Source organism: Leifsonia williamsii (assembly GCF_030433685.1).
GTDB lineage: Bacteria > Actinomycetota > Actinomycetes > Actinomycetales > Microbacteriaceae > Leifsonia > Leifsonia williamsii.
On the sequence record NZ_JAROCF010000001.1, the window covers coordinates 2,095,141 to 2,111,243 of the forward strand.

Annotated in this window: 18 protein-coding genes; 10 read left to right on the forward strand and 8 right to left on the reverse strand. The window is 71.5% G+C overall.

The genetic code is table 11. The features are described from left to right. Nucleotides 1–27: 27 nt before the first annotated feature. Complete coding sequence (locus P5G50_RS09815; protein ID WP_301212586.1) at nucleotides 28–2,205, forward strand: DEAD/DEAH box helicase; 2,178 nt, start codon at nucleotides 28–30, stop codon at nucleotides 2,203–2,205. 19 nt (nucleotides 2,206–2,224) lie between these two features. On the opposite strand, the gene P5G50_RS09820 is transcribed toward P5G50_RS09815, so the two are convergent. After that, nucleotides 2,225–2,416 carry a hypothetical protein gene (locus P5G50_RS09820; RefSeq protein WP_301212584.1) on the reverse strand — a complete coding sequence of 64 codons (192 nt, stop codon included), beginning with the start codon at nucleotides 2,414–2,416 and terminating at the stop codon, nucleotides 2,225–2,227. A gap of 47 nt (nucleotides 2,417–2,463) precedes the next feature. Further along, entirely contained in the window at nucleotides 2,464–2,865 is a 402-nt protein-coding gene (locus tag P5G50_RS09825; RefSeq protein WP_301212583.1) for a DUF3224 domain-containing protein, read from the reverse strand. A 77-nt stretch (nucleotides 2,866–2,942) separates the two neighbouring features. Between P5G50_RS09825 and P5G50_RS09830 the strand changes: the two genes are divergently transcribed. From P5G50_RS09830 to P5G50_RS09860, 7 genes are all read left to right on the forward strand, one after another. Further along, nucleotides 2,943–3,581: a CYTH domain-containing protein gene (locus tag P5G50_RS09830; protein ID WP_301212582.1), complete on the forward strand. Its 639-nt coding sequence runs from the start codon at nucleotides 2,943–2,945 to the stop codon at nucleotides 3,579–3,581. A gap of 110 nt (nucleotides 3,582–3,691) precedes the next feature. Then, nucleotides 3,692–4,720 carry a 6-phosphofructokinase gene (locus P5G50_RS09835; RefSeq protein WP_301212581.1) on the forward strand — a complete coding sequence of 343 codons (1,029 nt, stop codon included), beginning with the start codon at nucleotides 3,692–3,694 and terminating at the stop codon, nucleotides 4,718–4,720. Between the two features lie 101 nt (nucleotides 4,721–4,821). Further along, nucleotides 4,822–5,748: an NADP-dependent oxidoreductase gene (locus P5G50_RS09840; RefSeq protein WP_301212580.1), complete on the forward strand. Its 927-nt coding sequence runs from the start codon at nucleotides 4,822–4,824 to the stop codon at nucleotides 5,746–5,748. A 31-nt stretch (nucleotides 5,749–5,779) separates the two neighbouring features. Continuing rightward, complete coding sequence (locus P5G50_RS09845; RefSeq protein WP_301212578.1) at nucleotides 5,780–6,187, forward strand: cupin domain-containing protein; 408 nt, start codon at nucleotides 5,780–5,782, stop codon at nucleotides 6,185–6,187. 178 nt (nucleotides 6,188–6,365) lie between these two features. Further along, nucleotides 6,366–6,512, forward strand: a complete 147-nt coding sequence (locus P5G50_RS09850) for a hypothetical protein (RefSeq protein ID WP_301212577.1) — start codon at nucleotides 6,366–6,368, stop codon at nucleotides 6,510–6,512. Further along, nucleotides 6,509–8,341, forward strand: coding sequence for an alpha/beta hydrolase (locus tag P5G50_RS09855; RefSeq protein WP_301212576.1), 1,833 nt, complete (start codon nucleotides 6,509–6,511; stop codon nucleotides 8,339–8,341). Before P5G50_RS09850 ends, P5G50_RS09855 begins: the two co-directional genes overlap by 4 nt. A 140-nt stretch (nucleotides 8,342–8,481) precedes the next feature. After that, the gene (locus P5G50_RS09860; protein ID WP_301212575.1) at nucleotides 8,482–8,895 is read left to right on the forward strand and encodes a hypothetical protein; all 414 of its coding nucleotides are present in this window, start codon (nucleotides 8,482–8,484) and stop codon (nucleotides 8,893–8,895) included. Here P5G50_RS09860 and P5G50_RS09865 read toward each other — a convergent pair whose 3' ends face one another. Beyond that, complete coding sequence (locus P5G50_RS09865; RefSeq protein WP_301212574.1) at nucleotides 8,896–9,633, reverse strand: LysR family transcriptional regulator substrate-binding protein; 738 nt, start codon at nucleotides 9,631–9,633, stop codon at nucleotides 8,896–8,898. 33 nt (nucleotides 9,634–9,666) lie between these two features. Between P5G50_RS09865 and P5G50_RS09870 the strand changes: the two genes are divergently transcribed. Then, nucleotides 9,667–10,068, forward strand: a complete 402-nt coding sequence (locus tag P5G50_RS09870; protein WP_301212573.1) for a DUF5997 family protein — start codon at nucleotides 9,667–9,669, stop codon at nucleotides 10,066–10,068. Between the two features lie 21 nt (nucleotides 10,069–10,089). After that, nucleotides 10,090–11,142 (forward strand): acyltransferase family protein, encoded by a 1,053-nt coding sequence (locus tag P5G50_RS09875; RefSeq protein ID WP_301212572.1) that lies wholly within the window; start codon nucleotides 10,090–10,092, stop codon nucleotides 11,140–11,142. Between the two features lie 6 nt (nucleotides 11,143–11,148). On the opposite strand, the gene P5G50_RS09880 is transcribed toward P5G50_RS09875, so the two are convergent. The 5 genes from P5G50_RS09880 to P5G50_RS09900 all read right to left on the reverse strand — a co-directional run bounded on the left by P5G50_RS09880 (nucleotide 11,149) and on the right by P5G50_RS09900 (nucleotide 16,102). Further along, nucleotides 11,149–11,586, reverse strand: coding sequence for a DUF1622 domain-containing protein (locus tag P5G50_RS09880; protein ID WP_301212571.1), 438 nt, complete (start codon nucleotides 11,584–11,586; stop codon nucleotides 11,149–11,151). 66 nt (nucleotides 11,587–11,652) lie between these two features. Beyond that, nucleotides 11,653–13,737, reverse strand: coding sequence for an APC family permease (locus P5G50_RS09885; protein ID WP_301212570.1), 2,085 nt, complete (start codon nucleotides 13,735–13,737; stop codon nucleotides 11,653–11,655). Nucleotides 13,738–13,871: 134 nt separating this feature from the next. Then, a complete protein-coding gene (locus P5G50_RS09890; RefSeq protein ID WP_301212569.1) occupies nucleotides 13,872–14,186 on the reverse strand; it encodes a hypothetical protein in 315 nt (104 codons plus the stop codon). Further along, nucleotides 14,186–14,380, reverse strand: coding sequence for a hypothetical protein (locus P5G50_RS09895; RefSeq protein ID WP_301212568.1), 195 nt, complete (start codon nucleotides 14,378–14,380; stop codon nucleotides 14,186–14,188). Before P5G50_RS09895 ends, P5G50_RS09890 begins: the two co-directional genes overlap by 1 nt. 177 nt (nucleotides 14,381–14,557) lie before the next feature. After that, nucleotides 14,558–16,102: an SDR family NAD(P)-dependent oxidoreductase gene (locus tag P5G50_RS09900; RefSeq protein ID WP_301212615.1), complete on the reverse strand. Its 1,545-nt coding sequence runs from the start codon at nucleotides 16,100–16,102 to the stop codon at nucleotides 14,558–14,560. Nucleotide 16,103: the final 1 nt, after the last annotated feature.

The following is a 16,103-nucleotide window of genomic DNA, read 5'->3' on the forward strand; positions in this document are numbered from 1 at the left end:
AGTGCGCGGCGCACCTACTGGAGGACCATGTCTCGTTCCGGTCAGCGCACTTCCGGCCAGCGCACCAGCCCGTCGCGCCCGCAGCAGCGACGCACCCGGCACGCCAACAACGACGGCCTCATCCCCGTCCTCGCCCGCAAAGTGCGCGAGGTCGAGGCCAAAGCGGCCGACGGCAAGAAGCTCGGGCCGACGAACCGGACCAAGTTCCAGGTGATCGCGTTCCTCATGCGCGAGGAGCGCGCCCGCGCCAAGGCCGACAGCGAACTGACCGATGCGCAGCGCGCCGAGCAGCTGAAGCGCCTCGACGGCATCGCGACGATCCTCGCCAAGACCGCCGCTCGCGACACCTCGCTGATCTCCCTGCTCGAGAGCGAGGCGCCGCCGACCGCGACCGCGCAGAAGATCCGGCGCGACTGGCTGCTGGAGTCCGGCACCGAGCTCAGCCCCGACGACCTGATCATCACGGTGGAGGCGCCGCCGCTCAAGCAGGACAGCGTCATCCCTCCGGAGCTGGCGCAGAAGCAGGTCGTGCCGCCGTCGGTGAAGGCGCGGCAGCTCTCGAACCCGTTCCTCGCCCCCGATTTCAGCCGGGCGACCGCCCCGCAGTCGGCCCCGCGCCGCCGCCTCGACTCGTGGGAGCTGCTCGGCCCGCTGTTCAAGTCGTTCGAGTACGGCTCCGGCGGGCAGGCCGCCAGCATGGACCTGCCGCCTGCGCCGCTGATCGACCGCTACTCGCCTCCCGGCATGGAGCTGATGCACCACCAGGCGCGACTGATCGAGAGCGTGCGCCAGGGGCACCGCACCTTCCTGCTCGCCGACGAGCCCGGCCTCGGCAAGACGGCCCAGTCGCTCCTCGCCGCGTCGGTCGCCGGCGCCTATCCGCTGCTCGCCGTCGTCCCCAACGTCGTCAAGATGAACTGGGCGCGCGAGGTCGAGCGCTGGACGCCGCACCGCAGGGCCACCGTCATCCACGGCGACGGGGAGGGGCTCGACGCCTTCGCCGATATCGTCGTCGTGAACTACGAGGTGCTCGACCGCCACCTCTCCTGGCTGAGCACGCTCGGCTTCAAGGGCATGGTGGTCGACGAGGCGCACTTCATCAAGAACCTGCACTCGCAGCGCTCCCGGCTCGTCCTCGGGCTCGCGGAGGCGATCCGCTCCTCCACGCCCGATCCACTGCTGATCGCGCTCACCGGTACGCCGCTGATCAACGACATCGACGACTTCAAGGCGATCTGGCAGTTCCTCGGCTGGATCCAGGGCGACAAGCCCGCCGACCCGCTCATGGAGCGGCTCGAGGAGACCGGGCTGACCCCGGCCGACTTCGGTTTCTACGCCGCCGCGCGCGAATCCGTGATCGACCTCGGCATCGTCCGCCGGCGCAAGATCGACGTCGCCGCCGACCTGCCCAGCCGACGCGTGGTCGACCTCCCCGTCGAGCTCGACGGGGAGCTGGGCCGGTCCATCCGCCAGGCCGAGAAGGAGCTCGCCGACCGCCTGGTCGCCAAGTTCCAGCGCGCCTCCGCCGCCGGTCGTCCCGACTCGTTCGACGGCGACGACGAGGCTCACCGCAAGCACCTCATCCGGCTGGTCGCCCAGTCCGAGCTGGAGGATTCGAAGTCGGGCAAGACCGGCGACAACGTCTTCACGATGGTCCGCAAGATCGGTCAGGCGAAGGCCGGGCTCGCCTCCGACTACACCGCTCAGCTCGCGCGGTCCGTGGGCAAGGTCGTCTTCTTCGCCAAGCACATCGACGTGATGGACGCGGCGGAGGAGGCGTTCGCCGCCCGCGACCTCAAGACGATCTCGATCCGCGGCGACCAGTCGGCGCTCGCCCGTCAGAAGGAGATCGACGCCTTCAACAACGACCCGGAGGTCTCGGTCGCGGTCTGCTCGCTGACCGCGGCGGGCGTCGGCCTCAACCTGCAGGCCGCCTCCAACGTCGTCCTGGCCGAGCTGTCGTGGACCGCTGCCGAGCAGACACAGGCCATCGACCGCGTGCACCGCATCGGCCAGGAGGAGCCGGTCACCGCGTGGCGGATCATCGCCGCGCAGACCATCGACTCCAAGATCGCCGAGCTGATCGACGCCAAGCAGGGCCTCGCCGCGCGCGCGCTCGACGGCAGCGACCAGGAGGTCGGCTCGACCGATTCCGTGCAGCTCGACGCCCTCATCCACCTCCTGGAGGACGCGCTGGCCGCCTAGCGGTCAGGGGGCGTCACCGTCAGGCGATCTCGGCGTCGTCGGGGTCGAGGGGCACCGGGCGCTCGTCGTCCGGCAGGAGGCGGTCCTCCGCCTCCTCCTCGTCGTCGACCGGCACGTCGTCGGGGTCGTGCACGACGGGCTCCGGCTCGTAGTCGGTCTCCTGGGCTTCGCGGAAGTCGTCCAGGTCTTCGTCTCGTCCCGTGTCGCTCATACCGCGAGGGTACCGCCGGGGTGGGCGGCGGTGAAGAGCGAGCTGGGTCAGTCCAGCTCGACCACGAAGTACGGCCCGCGGTCGTCGTGGTGGATGCGCGCGGCGCCCGTCCAGCCGGCGAAGTCGCCGGTCCCGGTGCCCGGAACGATGTAGCCGAACGCCGACGGGTCGCCGGGATGCTGAAGCGCGCCGTGGTGGACCGTCACCGATCCGGAGCGCCCGTCCGGGAGTGCTCCCGTGATGCGCTCCGCCGCGAGGTAGCCGCGGCCGCCCTCCTCCGTGCCGGAGGAGACGAAGTGGGCGACGGAGTCCCCGACGAGCCCCTCCGTGTACGTCTTGCGCATGACCACCGCGCCCACCCAGTCGCCGTCGCCGTCGAGGCCGGGGAGCGGCGCCGGGTCCCAGCCGGTGACCTCGAAGCGTGCGGTGATCGTCTCCGTCGTGTCCATGCCCGCAGCATACGGACCGCAGGCACGGCGTCTCTTGTGATTTCGCGACAGCGGCGAAGTGGACTAGACAGGGGGGCATGCCGCAGCACACCCAGGTCGAGATCGAGCGCAAGTACGACGTCGACGCCGACACGACGCCGCCGGCGCTCGTCGGCGTCGGGGCCGTGGCTGTGCAGGCGGAGCCCGAGACCGCCGAGCTGGTCGCGACCTACCTCGACACCGCCGACCTCACGCTCGCCAACGCGCGCATCGCCGTGCGCGTCCGCCGCGGCGGCCATGACGAGGGCTGGCACGTGAAGCTGGCGCCGGGGGAGGAGGGCCGGGTCGAGCTGCACTGGGCGCTCTCCGAGGGTGACGGCGACGAGCCTCCCGTCGCCCTGCGCGAGGCCGTGGGCCAAGCGCTCGGCGACCTCCCTCTCGGTGACCTCCCGCTCGCTCCCATCGCCCGCATCGTCAACACGCGCGTCACCACGGTGCTGCGGGATGCCGCCGGCTTCGACCTCGCGGAGCTCTGCGACGACCATGTGCGCGGCGAGAACCTGCGCTCCGGCGGTTCCGAGAGCTGGCGGGAGTGGGAGGTGGAGCTGCTCAGCGGCGCCCCGGACACCCCGGCCGGTCGCACCGCCCTCCTGGACGGGATCGAGGAGCGGCTGCTCGCGGCCGGCGCGCGGCCCGCGGCCAGCGACTCCAAGCTGCAGCGCGTCCTGTCGCTCTGAGCCGGGAGCTCCGACCGGCACCCCTGGCGGTCCCCGTCCGGCGCTTTTGTGCTCCGGCGGAGGCGTCGGGCATGATTCTCGGGGGACATCGAAAGGGAGCGGCACACAGCATGAAGATCGGCATCCTCACCAGCGGCGGCGACTGCCCGGGCCTGAACGCGGTCATCCGCGGCGCGGTCCTGAAGGGCGACCGCGTGTTCGGCTCCGAGTTCGCCGGCTTCCGCTACGGCTGGCGCGGCGTCGTCGAGGGCGACATCATCCCGCTCGACCGGCACAGCGTCCGCGGCCTCTCCCGGCAGGGCGGCACCATCCTCGGCTCCAGCCGCACCAACCCGTTCGAGGGCGACCAGGGCGGCCCCGAGAACATCCAGCGCATGATGGACGAGAACGGCATCGACGCCATCATCGCCATCGGCGGCGAGGGCACGCTCACCGCGGCCCGCCGCCTCACCGACGCCGGCCTGCGCATCGTCGGCGTCCCGAAGACCATCGACAACGACCTCGCGGCCACCGACTACTCGTTCGGCTTCGACACCGCGGTCGAGATCGCCACCGAGGCGATCGACCGCCTCCGCACCACCGCCGAGTCGCACCAGCGCTGCATGGTGGTGGAGGTCATGGGCCGGCACGTGGGCTGGATCGCCCTGCACTCGGGCATGGCGGGCGGCGCTCACGCCATCCTGATCCCCGAGCAGCCCCAGTCCATCGACCAGATCTGCGAGTGGGTCGAGTCGGTCCGCGACCGCGGCCGGGCGCCGGTCATCGTCGTCTCCGAGGGCTTCCACCTCGACACCATGGAGGAGGCCCACTCGCACAAGGGCCTGGATGCCTTCAACCGCCCCCGCCTCGGCGGCATCGGCGAGATGCTCGCGCCCATGATCGAGGAGCGCACCGGCATCGAGTCGCGTGCGACCGTGCTCGGCCACATGCAGCGCGGCGGCGTGCCCAGCGCCTACGACCGCGTGCTCGCCACGCGTCTCGGCATGGCCGCGGTCGACGCCGTGTACGAGGGGCGCTGGGGCTCGATGGTGTCGCTGCGCGGCACGGACGTGGTCAACGTGTCGATCGCCGACGCGACCGGCGGGCTCAAGACGGTGCCCGCGGCCCGGTATGAGGAGGCTGCGCTGCTCTTCGGCTGAGCGGTACGTCGGGCGGGCGCGGCTGGGAGGTCCCTGCTCGCCCCTGCAGTTCGCGCGGCGCCGGGGCTAGGCTCCCTCCTACCGGAGTGGAAGGAGCACGTGTGCCCAGATTCGTCCAGCTCGAGGAGTTCGGCTCCCGCGACTTCCTGCACGTGGTCGACCGCGAACGGCCCTGGCCGGGCCCCGGTCAGGTGCTCGTGCGCGTCATGGCCGCGGGGCTCAACCCGATGGACTGCAAGGCGTACCGGGACGAGAAGGCCGCGGCACGCATGGGCGTGACCCTCCCGAGCGGGATGGGACAGGACTTCGCCGGCTTCGTGGAGGAGATCGGCGACGGCGTCACCCGGTTCGCCGTCGGCGACGCCGTGATGGGCACGGCCCCCTTCGCCTCCCTCGCCGACTTCGTCGTCGTGCCGGAGGACGGCCAGATCATCGTCAAGCCGGAGGCGCTCACCTTCGAGGCCGCCGGGTCGCTCGGGGTGGTCGGCAGGACCGCGATGGCGACCGTCGCCTCCCTCGGGCTGAGCGAGCACGACTGCGTGCTGGTGAGCGCCGCGGCCGGCGGTGTCGGCGTGCTCGCGGCGCAGCTCGCCGTGCGGGCCGGCGCCAGCGTCGTGGGGACGGCGGGGGAGGAGAACCACGAGTTCCTCGAGACGCTCGGCATCACCCCGATCGCGTACGGCGACGGGCTGGCCGACCGGCTGCGCGAGCTGCTCGACGACGGCAACCCGATCACGGCGGTGCTCGACAACCACGGCCCCGACACCATCGACGTCGCGCTGGAGCTGGGCGTGCCTCCCGAGCGCATCAACACCATCGCGGCGTTCGGGCCGGAGGCGCGCGGCGCGAACACGGTCGGCGGCGCGGCGGCCGGCAACGACGAGCTCGCCGAGCTGGCCGGCCTGCTCGCGGAGAACGAGCTGGTGCTGCCGATCGACTCCATCTTCCCCATCGAGCGGACGGTGGAGGCGTACGGGCGCCTCGAGGCGGGCCACGTCCGCGGCAAGATCGTCGTCGTCACCTACTGACCGGGCGACGCGGACTGAGAGGAGAACGCTTGTGATCGACGACGACCTGGCGCGACAGCTGCGGGAGGCGGGGCTGCGCTGGCAGCCGGCCTCGGGCGACACCTTCGCCATCGACCGCCCTGACATGGGCGGCGAGCGGTTCACCGTGAGCGACATGACGATCGAGCCGCACCACTTCGACACGGGGACGATCCTGGGCTTCAACGGCACGACCGAGTGGGCGCTCGACTCGCTGGCCGTGGAGGACGCGCTGTGGATCCCGCGGGAGGACCAGCTGCGCGAGCTGCTCGGCGGGTCGTTCCGGCACCTCGCACGGACGCCCGACGGGTATCGCGTGACCATCCTCCTCGGCGGGGAGGAGCGGATATACGAGCACGAGGACGCCGCTACGGCGTACGCGCATGCGCTGCTCTCGCTCATCGGGGCGGCGGTGTCGTAGAGCGTTCGACCCCTGAAATACAAACATTTTCATAGCGTCGTGGATGTGATACTCAAGATGTATGAGTTCACTCCGGCTGTCCACCTCCGCGCTGATCAATGAGGCGGGGCGGTTCTCCCTGCCTTCTGCTTCGCGCTCGTCCAGGTTGCCGGCATTCGGCGAACCGCATCGGCTCGGGGTGGCGAGTGAACGGGTCGCGGGCGAGCTGTCGCGCGCGGGAGACGCGCTGGCGCGTGACGCCGATCGGCTGAGCCGCGGGCTGCTGCTGGCGGTCGACGGGTTCGCGGGGGTCGACGCGGGGCTGGCTGCGGCGGTGGCGGGGTGAGCGCGGCGGAGGGGGCCGTCGCGCTCGACCGAGCATCGCACCCGCGCGAGCTGATCCGCGGCGATCCGGATGAAGTGCGAGCGGTGGCGGCCACCTGGCGGGCGCAGGGTGAGAGCCTTGCAGAGGCCGCGGCCCGGCATGGCGCCGTCGACCTGCGCGGCGAATGGGCCGGCGCCGCCGCAGACGCGTTCCACGCCGCTCTCGCCGCTCACTGCGAGCGATTGCGCTACGCGGCGGAGACCTCCGGCGCGGCGGCGGAGGCGCTCACACGGTTCGCGCACGAACTCGACGAGGGCCACCGTCTCGCTCGCCGCGCGATGGCCTTCTGGGAGGGGGCGGGTCCGGTCGTGGCGGTCGCCGGCCTTCGCCGCGGATTCATGGACGCGGGCTTCTGGGACCCGGCCGACGAGCTGCGCCGTTCCGCGCTGCGCCTGCTCGACCGGGCGCAGGAGGAGGTGAACGCCGCCGAAGAGGTCGCCGTCCGGCGGCTCGAAGCCCTGCTCGGCCGGGTGCCGGCCGACTCGGTGTTCGCCGCCGACCCGGTGCATACGGCGGCGTTCGCGGCCATCCTGCCGGATGCGCCGGTCCCTCCGCTGCTGACGACGCTGGAGGGACTGAGTGCGGGGGAGTTGGAGCGGTACGTGCGCACGCATCCGGACCTGCTCCCGTCGCTGCTCGCGCTCGGCCCCGCGACCATCGCGCGGTGGTGGCGGCGGCTGAGTGCGGAGGCGGTCGCGCGGCTGTCCGCCGGGTTGCCCCGCGTGGTGGGGAACCTCGACGGCGTGCCGCCCGGCGTGCGGTCGACGGTCAACGCCCGGCAGCTGGAGACCGACCTCTCTCGCACGCTGGCGTCGCTCTCGGACGCGCGGCTCGCGCTGTCCGCGCATCCGGCCGATCCCGCACTGCAGGTGCGGGCGCAGCAGCTGGCCGCTCACCTGGAGACGCTGCGTCGTATCCGCCGGGCGTACGGCGCCGGGCCGGCGGGCGCGCCGGCGCACGAGCTGTACGCCTACTCGACGGAGGGGAAGGTGAAGGTGGCGCTCAGCACCGGACTGATCGAGACGGCGGAGCACGTGACGCTGCTCGTGCCGGGGATGGGGACGACGGCGGATGATGTGGGGCGGTACGGGGAAGCATCGTGGCAGCTGCTCAAACGGCAGGCGCGCGTGGCGGACGCGGACCCTTCCCGCTTAGCGGTCGTCGCATGGCTGGACTACGACCCGCCTGGGCCGACGGATGTCTGGGGCGTCTCTCACGATGAGCTGGCCCGCGCAGGCGCTCTCCGCTTGGGGCACACGGTGCAGGGCATCGACCAGATCTCTGGTGGAGGCCGAGGGGCTCCCGCCGTTTCGGTCGTGGCTCACTCGTACGGGACGGCCGTGGCGACGTTGGCTCTCGCCCAGGGCGCAGTCGCCGCCGACAACGTCGTGCTCTTGGGGTCCGCCGGGATCCCGTCCGGCGTCCGCTCTGCAACCGCTCTCCATGTGCCGCCGGGTCAGGTGTTCGCGTCGGAAGGAGTGAACGACGAGTGGGCGGGTTGGGGCCGGTTGCTCTCGGGTCGTGCCGACCCCACGGGCGACGCCTTCGGCGCTCACGTCTTCACGTCCGAGGACGCGACGATCGACGGTGAGCACCTCCACGGGATCACCGAGCATGGCCCGCTCGTGAACAGCGACTCGCGCCCGGATCGGTTCAGCTACCTCGATCCGCGCACCTCGGCGCAGTACGCGACCGCGAAGGCGACGATGGGATTCGGCGCAGGACTTCCGGAGTCCGGAGACGCGGACGATCGCATCCGGGCGCACCTGCTCGAGGAACTCTCGCGATGACAGCTCCCACGATGACAGCGGGCCGCGCTCGTCTCCGCCGCGTCCTCGCCACTGTCGCCATCTGCCTCCTAGCCGCAACGGCGTCGGGATGTGCGCAGAAGGCCCGATTCGTCCCGGTCCCGCAGAAGAGGAGCGACATCATGTCCAGACCCGCCATGGAGAAACGCATACGCACCCTCTACGCCAAGACGGTCGAAGCAGTGGGGAACGGATGGAAGGAGGACGTGCTGGCCTGGCTCCCCGGGGGCGACTTCGATGACGGAACGCCGTCGGACTACTTCTCGGCCTCCGCCTCCCGTCGTGGCGACCTCGGGCGGAGCCCGCAGGACATCGCCGAAGCGGTGGCCGCGGTCTGGCATGATCTCGGCTACCCCGTGAAGGTGGAAACCGATGACACCATCCGGCCGCCGCAGAAGATCGTCGCCTATCCGGCCTACCTGACGGGGACGGATGAAACCGGATTCTCGGCGGAATTCAGCGTCGGTGAGGGCGTCGCGTACTTCATGGCCGACTCGCCGCCGTATCCCGGCAAACCGTATGCGGAGGACGAGTGATCAGCGTCGGCGGCCGCGGGACTTCCGGGACCCTGCTGTGTTGCCGGAAGCGGAGCGGCCGGTCTTGCCGGAGCCGGTCTTGCCGGACGCAGCTTTCCCGGCCCCTGCCTTGCCGGATCCGGCCTTGCCAGACCCCGCCTTCCCTGCCGCCGACTTCCCGGCCCCCGCCTTCCCGTCCGCCGCCCGGACCTCCTGCTCGGCGACCCCGGGGTTGCGGGAGCTGTGGGCCGTGCGGCCGCGGACGATGCCGATGAACTCGTCCACGAGCTCGTGCTGGCCGTCGCGCGGCCAAGTGAGACCGATCCGGCTCTGCGGGGCGTCGTCGAGGCGCATCGCGGTGACGTCCTTGCGGCGGAGGGCCTTGGCCACCGAGGCGGGGAGGAGGGCGATGCCGTCGCCCGCCGCGACGCTGCGCATCAGCGTCTCGGACGGTTCGGCCGTCAGCTGGGGCTCGTCGGCCAGGTCGGCGAGGGTGAGGCGCTCCTCCAGCGTCAGCAGGTGCTCGTGGTGCATGACGACCACCACATCCTCCGCGTAGAGCGGGATGAGGTGGCGGGTGTCGTCGGCGTCGGCATCGCGCACGAAGGCCATGTCGGCCTCACGCGACCCCAGGGCGGCCAGCGGGTCGGCGCTCGGGCGGACGACCAGCTCTGTGTCGGGGTGGCGGTGCTCGAACTCGCGCGTCCATTTGCCGACGGTGACGCCGAGCGGGAAGACGAGCGCGAAGCGGCTGGGCATCCTCCGAGCGTACCGGCCGGTACCCTGGAGAGCATGAGCGGTGAGAAGCGATCCCAGACGATGAAGGCGGCGACGGCGGCCAAGAAGCTGGGGGTCTACCTCCCGGCGACGCCCGACGACTTCCAGGGGCGCGAGATCAGCCGCACCGAGCTCGACGAGCTCACCGCCAACCCGCCGGAGTGGCTGCAGACCCTCCGCGCCGACGGTCCGCACCCGCGCGACGTTGTCGCGCGCAAGCTCGGCGTCTCCAACTCCGGACTCGCACGCGGCGGCGTCACCGACGCCCTGACGACCGCGCAGATCAAGGAGCTGCTCGCCGACCCGCCCGCGTGGCTCGTCAGCGAGCGCGCCACCCAGGCCGCCGTCCGCGCCGAGAACGCCCGCGTCAAGGCGCGCGACGCCGAGCGCGCCGCACGCGCCTCCGACGACGACTGAGCCGACCCGGCGGGAGGTGCGATGACCGGCCACGCGCGGGTGCGCAACGCGGGCGTCGACCTCGTGCGCGTCATCGGCGTCGCCGCCGTCGTCTTCGGGCATGTGTACGGCGCGATCCCGGCCGTGCACCAGTGGGTCTACGCCTGGCACGTCCCGCTGTTCTTCGTGCTCAGCGGCTACTTCTGGCGCGCGAGCGGCGCGCGCAGGACGCCGCAGCGCCGGACGTTCGCCGACGAGTTCCGCATCCGCGCGCGCACGCTCGCCCTCCCGTACGTCAGCTGGTTCCTCGTCATCGCGGTGCTCGGCAGAGTCATCCCGAACCCGTCGGGCAACATCGACGGCTCGCTGCTCATCGTGCTGGCCCGCGGCGGCAGCAACGCCACCGGGCTGTTCGGGACGTTCTGGTTCGTCTCCGCCCTCTTCTTCACCTGCCTGCTCTACCGGCTGATCGACCGCCTCCCGTGGGCCTGGCAGGCCGCGATCGCCCTTGTCGGCCTCGCGGCCGGGATCTTCGCCGGCCAGTGGCTCGGCGCAACGCCGCTCGGCATCGGCCAGGCGCTGCCGTGCGTCGCCTTCGTCATGGCCGGGCGCCTGCTGCGGCACGTGGAGCCGCGGCTGAGGCGTCCCGTGGTGATCGGAGGGGCCGCGATCGCGATGGCCGCGCTCCTGATCGCCGTGGTGCCGATGACGCCGATCGACCTCAAGTCCGGCGGCTGGGGGCTCCCGCTGCTGGGGCCGCTGCTCGCCGTGCTGATCAGCGGAGGGATGATCCTCGTCGGCTCGCGGCTGCCCATACCCGAGCGCGCGGCCGGCCCGATCACCGCCCTCGCCTCCGTCGCTATCGCGGTCGTGCTGTTCCACCCCTACCCGATCTGGCTGCTGAACGGGTGGCACGTCGCGCACGCGGTGATCCTCCTCGTCGCGCTGGTCGTGCCGTGGGGCGTCGCGCTGCTGCTGCGCAGCACCCCGCTCGCGTACCCGCTGCTCGGTATCCCGCGGACGCTGCGGAAGCCGCGCGTGCTGGCGACGACGCCAGGTGGAGCGGACGCGCCGCAGGCCCGCGCTTCGCGCTGAGCCGCGCTACGACCGCTCTCCGGACGGCGCGACGCGACCCGCGTCTCCGACCGTGCCGTCGCCGGAGCGCCGCACCGCGTGCGCCAGCACCTCCGGGCCGGTGACGAGGGCACGCCGCCAGGGTGCGACGCCGTCGATCTCCACCTGGAGCGAGAAGCTCAGGATGGTCCGGATCAGCACGATGATCCCCAGCACGAACGCGTCGGTGAGCGTCGGGTTCGAGGTGACCGTCTTCACGAGGTCGGCGGCGACCAGGATCTCGAGGCCGAGCAGGATCACGCCGCCGAAGGTCTCCCGCAGGGTCCGGAAGCCCGCGCGCCCGCCATCCCGCCGCCAGGCCACCAGTGCGAGAACCAGCGCCACGACGAAGCCGATGGCCATCGACGCGACGCCGACGAACTCGAACGTGACGCCGACCACTTCGAAGAACGCCTTCGACTCCATGACGTCATGCTGCCACACCGTCCGGCCGGCGCGGAGGCGACGCTCAGGGTGTGCGCCAGGTGAAGATCAGGAGACGTGCACCGCCGGCCGCCGCTTCACGTCCTTCTCGGCCTCGCGCAGCACCTCCCTGGTCACCGGGGCGACCTCGCCGACGCCGGTGATCAGGTAGCGCCACATGTTCGAGACCGGGTTGCCCTCTGTCCACTGGAAGTAGATCGCCGGCACGATGCCGGTCACGTCGCGGATCTCGAGCAGCACGGCCGCGATCGTGTTCGGGACGTTGCCGCTCTTCACCTGCAGCACCCGGAAGCCGTGCTTGACGACGCCGTGCACCACGAGGTCCTCCTCGAAGTCGGACGAGTCGGAGGGCAGCACCTCCAGGAAGATCGTCCGCGCCCGCTGCGGGATGTGGCTGAACTTGCGCTCGTCCTTGTTCTTCTGCGTGTACTCGCGGGTCGTGTCGACGTCGGGCTCGTGCGAGATGATGCGGATCTCGCCCTCCTCGGCATCCTCCAGCACGAAGTCGAGCGCGCTCACGTCGAGGGTGACGGAGGTGGCCCGGAGCTGGAACGACCGGCCCACGCGCGACACGATCGACACGACGAGGATGCCGAGGATGAACAGCAGCGCGATGCGGATGCCGTCGGGCCGTTCGATCACGTTGACGATCGTCGTGTAGACGAAGATCGCCGTGATCACGCCGAACAGCACCGTGCGCCGCGGCTGCTTCTTGCGCCGGGCCGAGAGCGCCACCGCGAGCGACGCCGAGGTGATCAGCACGAGCACGCCGGTCGCGTACGCGCCGCCCTGCGCGTCCACAGACGCCTCGAACACCAGGGTGATGACGAACGCGATCGCGGTGAAGACGAGCACCAGCGGACGCACCGCGCGCGCCCACTGCGGCGCCATCCCGTAGCGGGGGAGGTAGCGCGGCACGAGGTTGAGCAGGCCGGCCATCGCCGATGCCCCGGCGAACCAGAGGATCAGGATGGTGCTGAGGTCGTACACGGTGCCGAACCCGTTGCCGAGGTACTCGTGGGCGAGGTAGGCGAGCGCGCGGCCGTTGGCGGAGCCTCCGGGCTGGAACTCTTTCTGCGGGATCAGCAGCGTCGTCGTGAAGCTCGACGTGATCAGGAAGCAGCTCATGATGATCGCCGCTGTCGTCAGCAGGCGGCCGGCGCCGCGGATGCGGCCCTTCGGATACGCGGGGTCGTCGTCCGGCCGGCCCTTGATCTGCGGCATGACGGCGACGCCGGTCTCGAAGCCGGAGAGGCCGAGCGCGAGCTTCGGGAAGACGAGGAGGGCGACGCCGACGATCAGCAGCGGGTTGCCGTTGTTGCGGAACAGCGCCTGCCACCAGTCGTCGATCGCGCTGGGGTGCTGGAACACCTCGACGATGGAGGTGCTCACCACGACCACGTTGAGGCTCAGGTACACCGCGACCAGCACGACCGCGATGCCGATGGCCTCCTTGAACCCCTTGAGGAACACCGCGCCGAGCAGGGCGAGCAGCACGAGCGTTATGGCGACGTTGTTGCCGTGGAACCACTCGGGCGCGTACGGGTTCTCGATCGCGTGCGCGGAGGCGTCGGCGGCCGACAGCGTGATCGTGATCATGAAGTCGGTCGCCGCGAAGCCGAGCAGCACGAGCACGAACAGCTTGCCCGCCCACCAGGGGAGCAGGCGCTCCAGCATCGCGATCGACCCGGAGCCGCGGAAGCTCTCACGCGCCACCCGGCGGTACACCGGCAGCGCGCCGAGCAGCGTCAGCGCGACGAGCACGAGCGTGGCGAACGGCGAGATCAGCCCGGCGGCGAGGGCCGCGATGGCGGGCTGGTAGCCCAGGGTCGAGAAGTAGTCGACACCGGTGAGGCACATGACCTGCCACCAGCTGTGCGTGCGCTCGGGGTTGCGGCCGTGCGGCCCCTGCTGCGTGCCGCGCTCGTCGATCAGCCCCGAGAGGAGCCAGTGCTTGAGCCGGCCGGTCTGCCGCTGCTGCGCCCGGAGCGGCCGGGCCTGACCGGGGACGGGGACCGTCTCGCGGGGCGTGACGCGCGGAGGGGCGGAGGCGGTGGGGGCGGCGACACCGCGGTCGCCGTCGTCTCCGTCGCGCGCGCCGAGCTGGGCGTCGCCCTGCGTCTTGTCGGTCATCGGCTCTCTCTCGATCCGTCCGTCGCGGTCACTGTACCTTGCCGCGGGCGCGCACCTGCCACGAGGATCGCGGGGTCACAGGAGCTGCGACGGAGGCGGGGCCGGAGAGAAACGCTACCAGGAGAGCCGGGCCGTCAGTCGACCGGGACGATCAAGCCATCCTCGTCGAGCACGAGACGCGTGAAAGGCTGCCGGCCGAAGGCGTTGATGCCCTCGTCGAGGTGGATGAGGAAGAGTCCGAAGCTCCGTTCGGCGCGTGTGGCGCCGCCCATCCACTCGAAGCCGTCGCGAGTGGACAGCCTGTCGGCGTCTGCCGCCGTCACGGCCAGGGTTACCTTTCGACCGTTCCGCGCGCGGAGGAACACGGTTCCGTTCGCGCGGTCGATGGACTCCACCGACGGTTCCCAAGCCGTGAGGTGGTCGAACAGAGCGTCGAGATTCTGGTTCATCAGCTCGATCGTGTCACGTGCGTGGGAGCCAGCCCATCGGTGGTATTGGTCGCCTCGGCTTGCGCAGCGGGAATGTCCACTCCCGCCTCCGCGAACTGATCAACGTAGTCGTCCATCGCGGCAACCGGCTCGAGACTCCCGTCGTAGACCCCGCCGCCGGCCTCGATGTTCGCAGGCAGGGCATCCGCGGTCACACAGGGCGCCAGGCCGCAGAGGGGGAGAAGCGCAGTTACGCCTGCCGCAGCCGAGATGCGAATGGAGGGTCTCATGACCCCCAATCTGCCGGGCAGCCGATCCGCGTGGACCCGAACGGGCGCGATGCAGTGGTGTCAGCCGTCAGCTTTGCGTAGCGCAGCCCGACGAGTGCGAGCTCACCAGGCCGACGCCCGGTAGTCCTTCAGGAACACCCCGTGGACGTCGTCGCCGGCCTCGCCGCGGACGATCGGGTCGTAGACGCGGGCGGCGCCGTCGACCAGGTCGAGCGGGGCGTGGAAGCCCTCCTCGGCGAGGCGGACCTTGGTGTGGTGGGGGCGCTCGTCGGTGATCCAGCCGGTGTCGACGCTCGTCATGAGCACGTGGTCGGTTTCGAACAGCTCGCCGGCGCTCGTGCGCGTGAGCATGTTGAGCGCCGCCTTCGCCATGTTGGTGTGCGGGTGGCCGGCGCCCTTGTAGCGGCGGCCGAACACGCCCTCCATCGCCGAGACGTTGACCACGTAGGCGCGGCCGGCCGCGGCGGCTCCGGCGGCGAGGGAGGGGCGGAGGCGGTCGATCAGGATGAAGGGCGCCGTAGTGTTGCAGAGCTGCACCTCCAACAGTTCCAGCGGGTCCACGGCGCCGAGCGCCTGCGTCCAGCTGTTCACGTGCAGCTTGTCCGGCACGAGGCCGCCGGCGTCGATCGCCGTGCCGTCCGCGTGGCGGGCGAGGGAGGCGGAGCCCGCGGCCATGGCCTGCGCGGCCAGATCGTCGGCGGTGAGGGCGGCGGGTCCGGCGAGCTCGGCGATGGTGCCGCGCACGTCGGCGGCGGAGAGCAGCGGGTGGGCGGCGACCGACGCCTGCAGCGCCTGCGGGTGCGGGTCGGCGGTGTGGCCGAACGTCTCCAGCTCGGGCAGCGGGCCGTCGGGGAGGGGCTGCGTCTCGGCCTCCGCCAGCAGCGAGTAGGCGCCGGGGGAGCGGCGGACGGTCTGCGCCGCGTTGTTGATGAGGATGTCGAGCGGGCCGCGCGAGGCGACCGAGTCGGCGAGGGCGATCACCTGCGACGGGTCGCGCAGGTCGATGCCGACGACCCGGAGGCGGTGCAGCCACTGGCCCGCGTCGGGGAGCTGCGAGAACCTCCGCACGGCGTCGCGCGGGAAGCGGGTCGTGATGGTGAGGTGCGCGCCGTCACGCAGCAGCCGCAGGGCGATGTGCATGCCGATCTTGGCGCGGCCGCCGGTGAGCAGGGCGCGGCGGCCGGTGAGGTCGGTGCGCGCGTTGCGCTTGGCGTGGCTGAGCGCCGCGCACGACGGGCAGAGCTGGTGGTAGAACCAGTCCACCTCGGTGTAGTGCTGCTTGCAGATGTAGCAGGCCTGCGACTGGCGCAGCGTCCCCGCCGTCGCGGACCCGGTGGAGCTGGAGGTGAGCTCGCGTCCGCGGGTCTCGTCGTCGATGCGGTCGGCGGCGCCGGTCGCGGTCGCCGCGATCACGGCGCGGTCGTGGGCCAGCTCCTCCTCGCGGAGCTGCCGCCGCCTGGCCTGCTTGACGGCCTTGAACATGTGGCCGGTCGCGCGGCGCACGGCGATGAAGTCCGGGTGCTCCTGGTCGAGGTCGTGGAGGCTCGCGAGCACGCGCAGGGTCGTCGCCAGGTCGTCGGGGTGGATGCCGGGTTCGGAGGCGGCGGAGGGCGCGGTGGAGTCTGCCGGCGCCGGAGAGTCCGGGATC

Coding starts and splice junctions, on each gene's coding strand:
- P5G50_RS09815 (WP_301212586.1), top strand. CDS start 28: ATGTCTCGTTCCGGTCAGCGCACTTCCGGCCAGCGCACCAGCCCGTCG.
- P5G50_RS09820 (WP_301212584.1), bottom strand. CDS start 2,416: ATGAGCGACACGGGACGAGACGAAGACCTGGACGACTTCCGCGAAGCC.
- P5G50_RS09825 (WP_301212583.1), bottom strand. CDS start 2,865: ATGGACACGACGGAGACGATCACCGCACGCTTCGAGGTCACCGGCTGG.
- P5G50_RS09830 (WP_301212582.1), top strand. CDS start 2,943: ATGCCGCAGCACACCCAGGTCGAGATCGAGCGCAAGTACGACGTCGAC.
- P5G50_RS09835 (WP_301212581.1), top strand. CDS start 3,692: ATGAAGATCGGCATCCTCACCAGCGGCGGCGACTGCCCGGGCCTGAAC.
- P5G50_RS09860 (WP_301212575.1), top strand. CDS start 8,482: ATGTCCAGACCCGCCATGGAGAAACGCATACGCACCCTCTACGCCAAG.
- P5G50_RS09865 (WP_301212574.1), bottom strand. CDS start 9,633: ATGCCCAGCCGCTTCGCGCTCGTCTTCCCGCTCGGCGTCACCGTCGGC.
- P5G50_RS09870 (WP_301212573.1), top strand. CDS start 9,667: ATGAGCGGTGAGAAGCGATCCCAGACGATGAAGGCGGCGACGGCGGCC.
- P5G50_RS09875 (WP_301212572.1), top strand. CDS start 10,090: ATGACCGGCCACGCGCGGGTGCGCAACGCGGGCGTCGACCTCGTGCGC.
- P5G50_RS09880 (WP_301212571.1), bottom strand. CDS start 11,586: ATGGAGTCGAAGGCGTTCTTCGAAGTGGTCGGCGTCACGTTCGAGTTC.
- P5G50_RS09885 (WP_301212570.1), bottom strand. CDS start 13,737: ATGACCGACAAGACGCAGGGCGACGCCCAGCTCGGCGCGCGCGACGGA.
- P5G50_RS09890 (WP_301212569.1), bottom strand. CDS start 14,186: ATGAACCAGAATCTCGACGCTCTGTTCGACCACCTCACGGCTTGGGAA.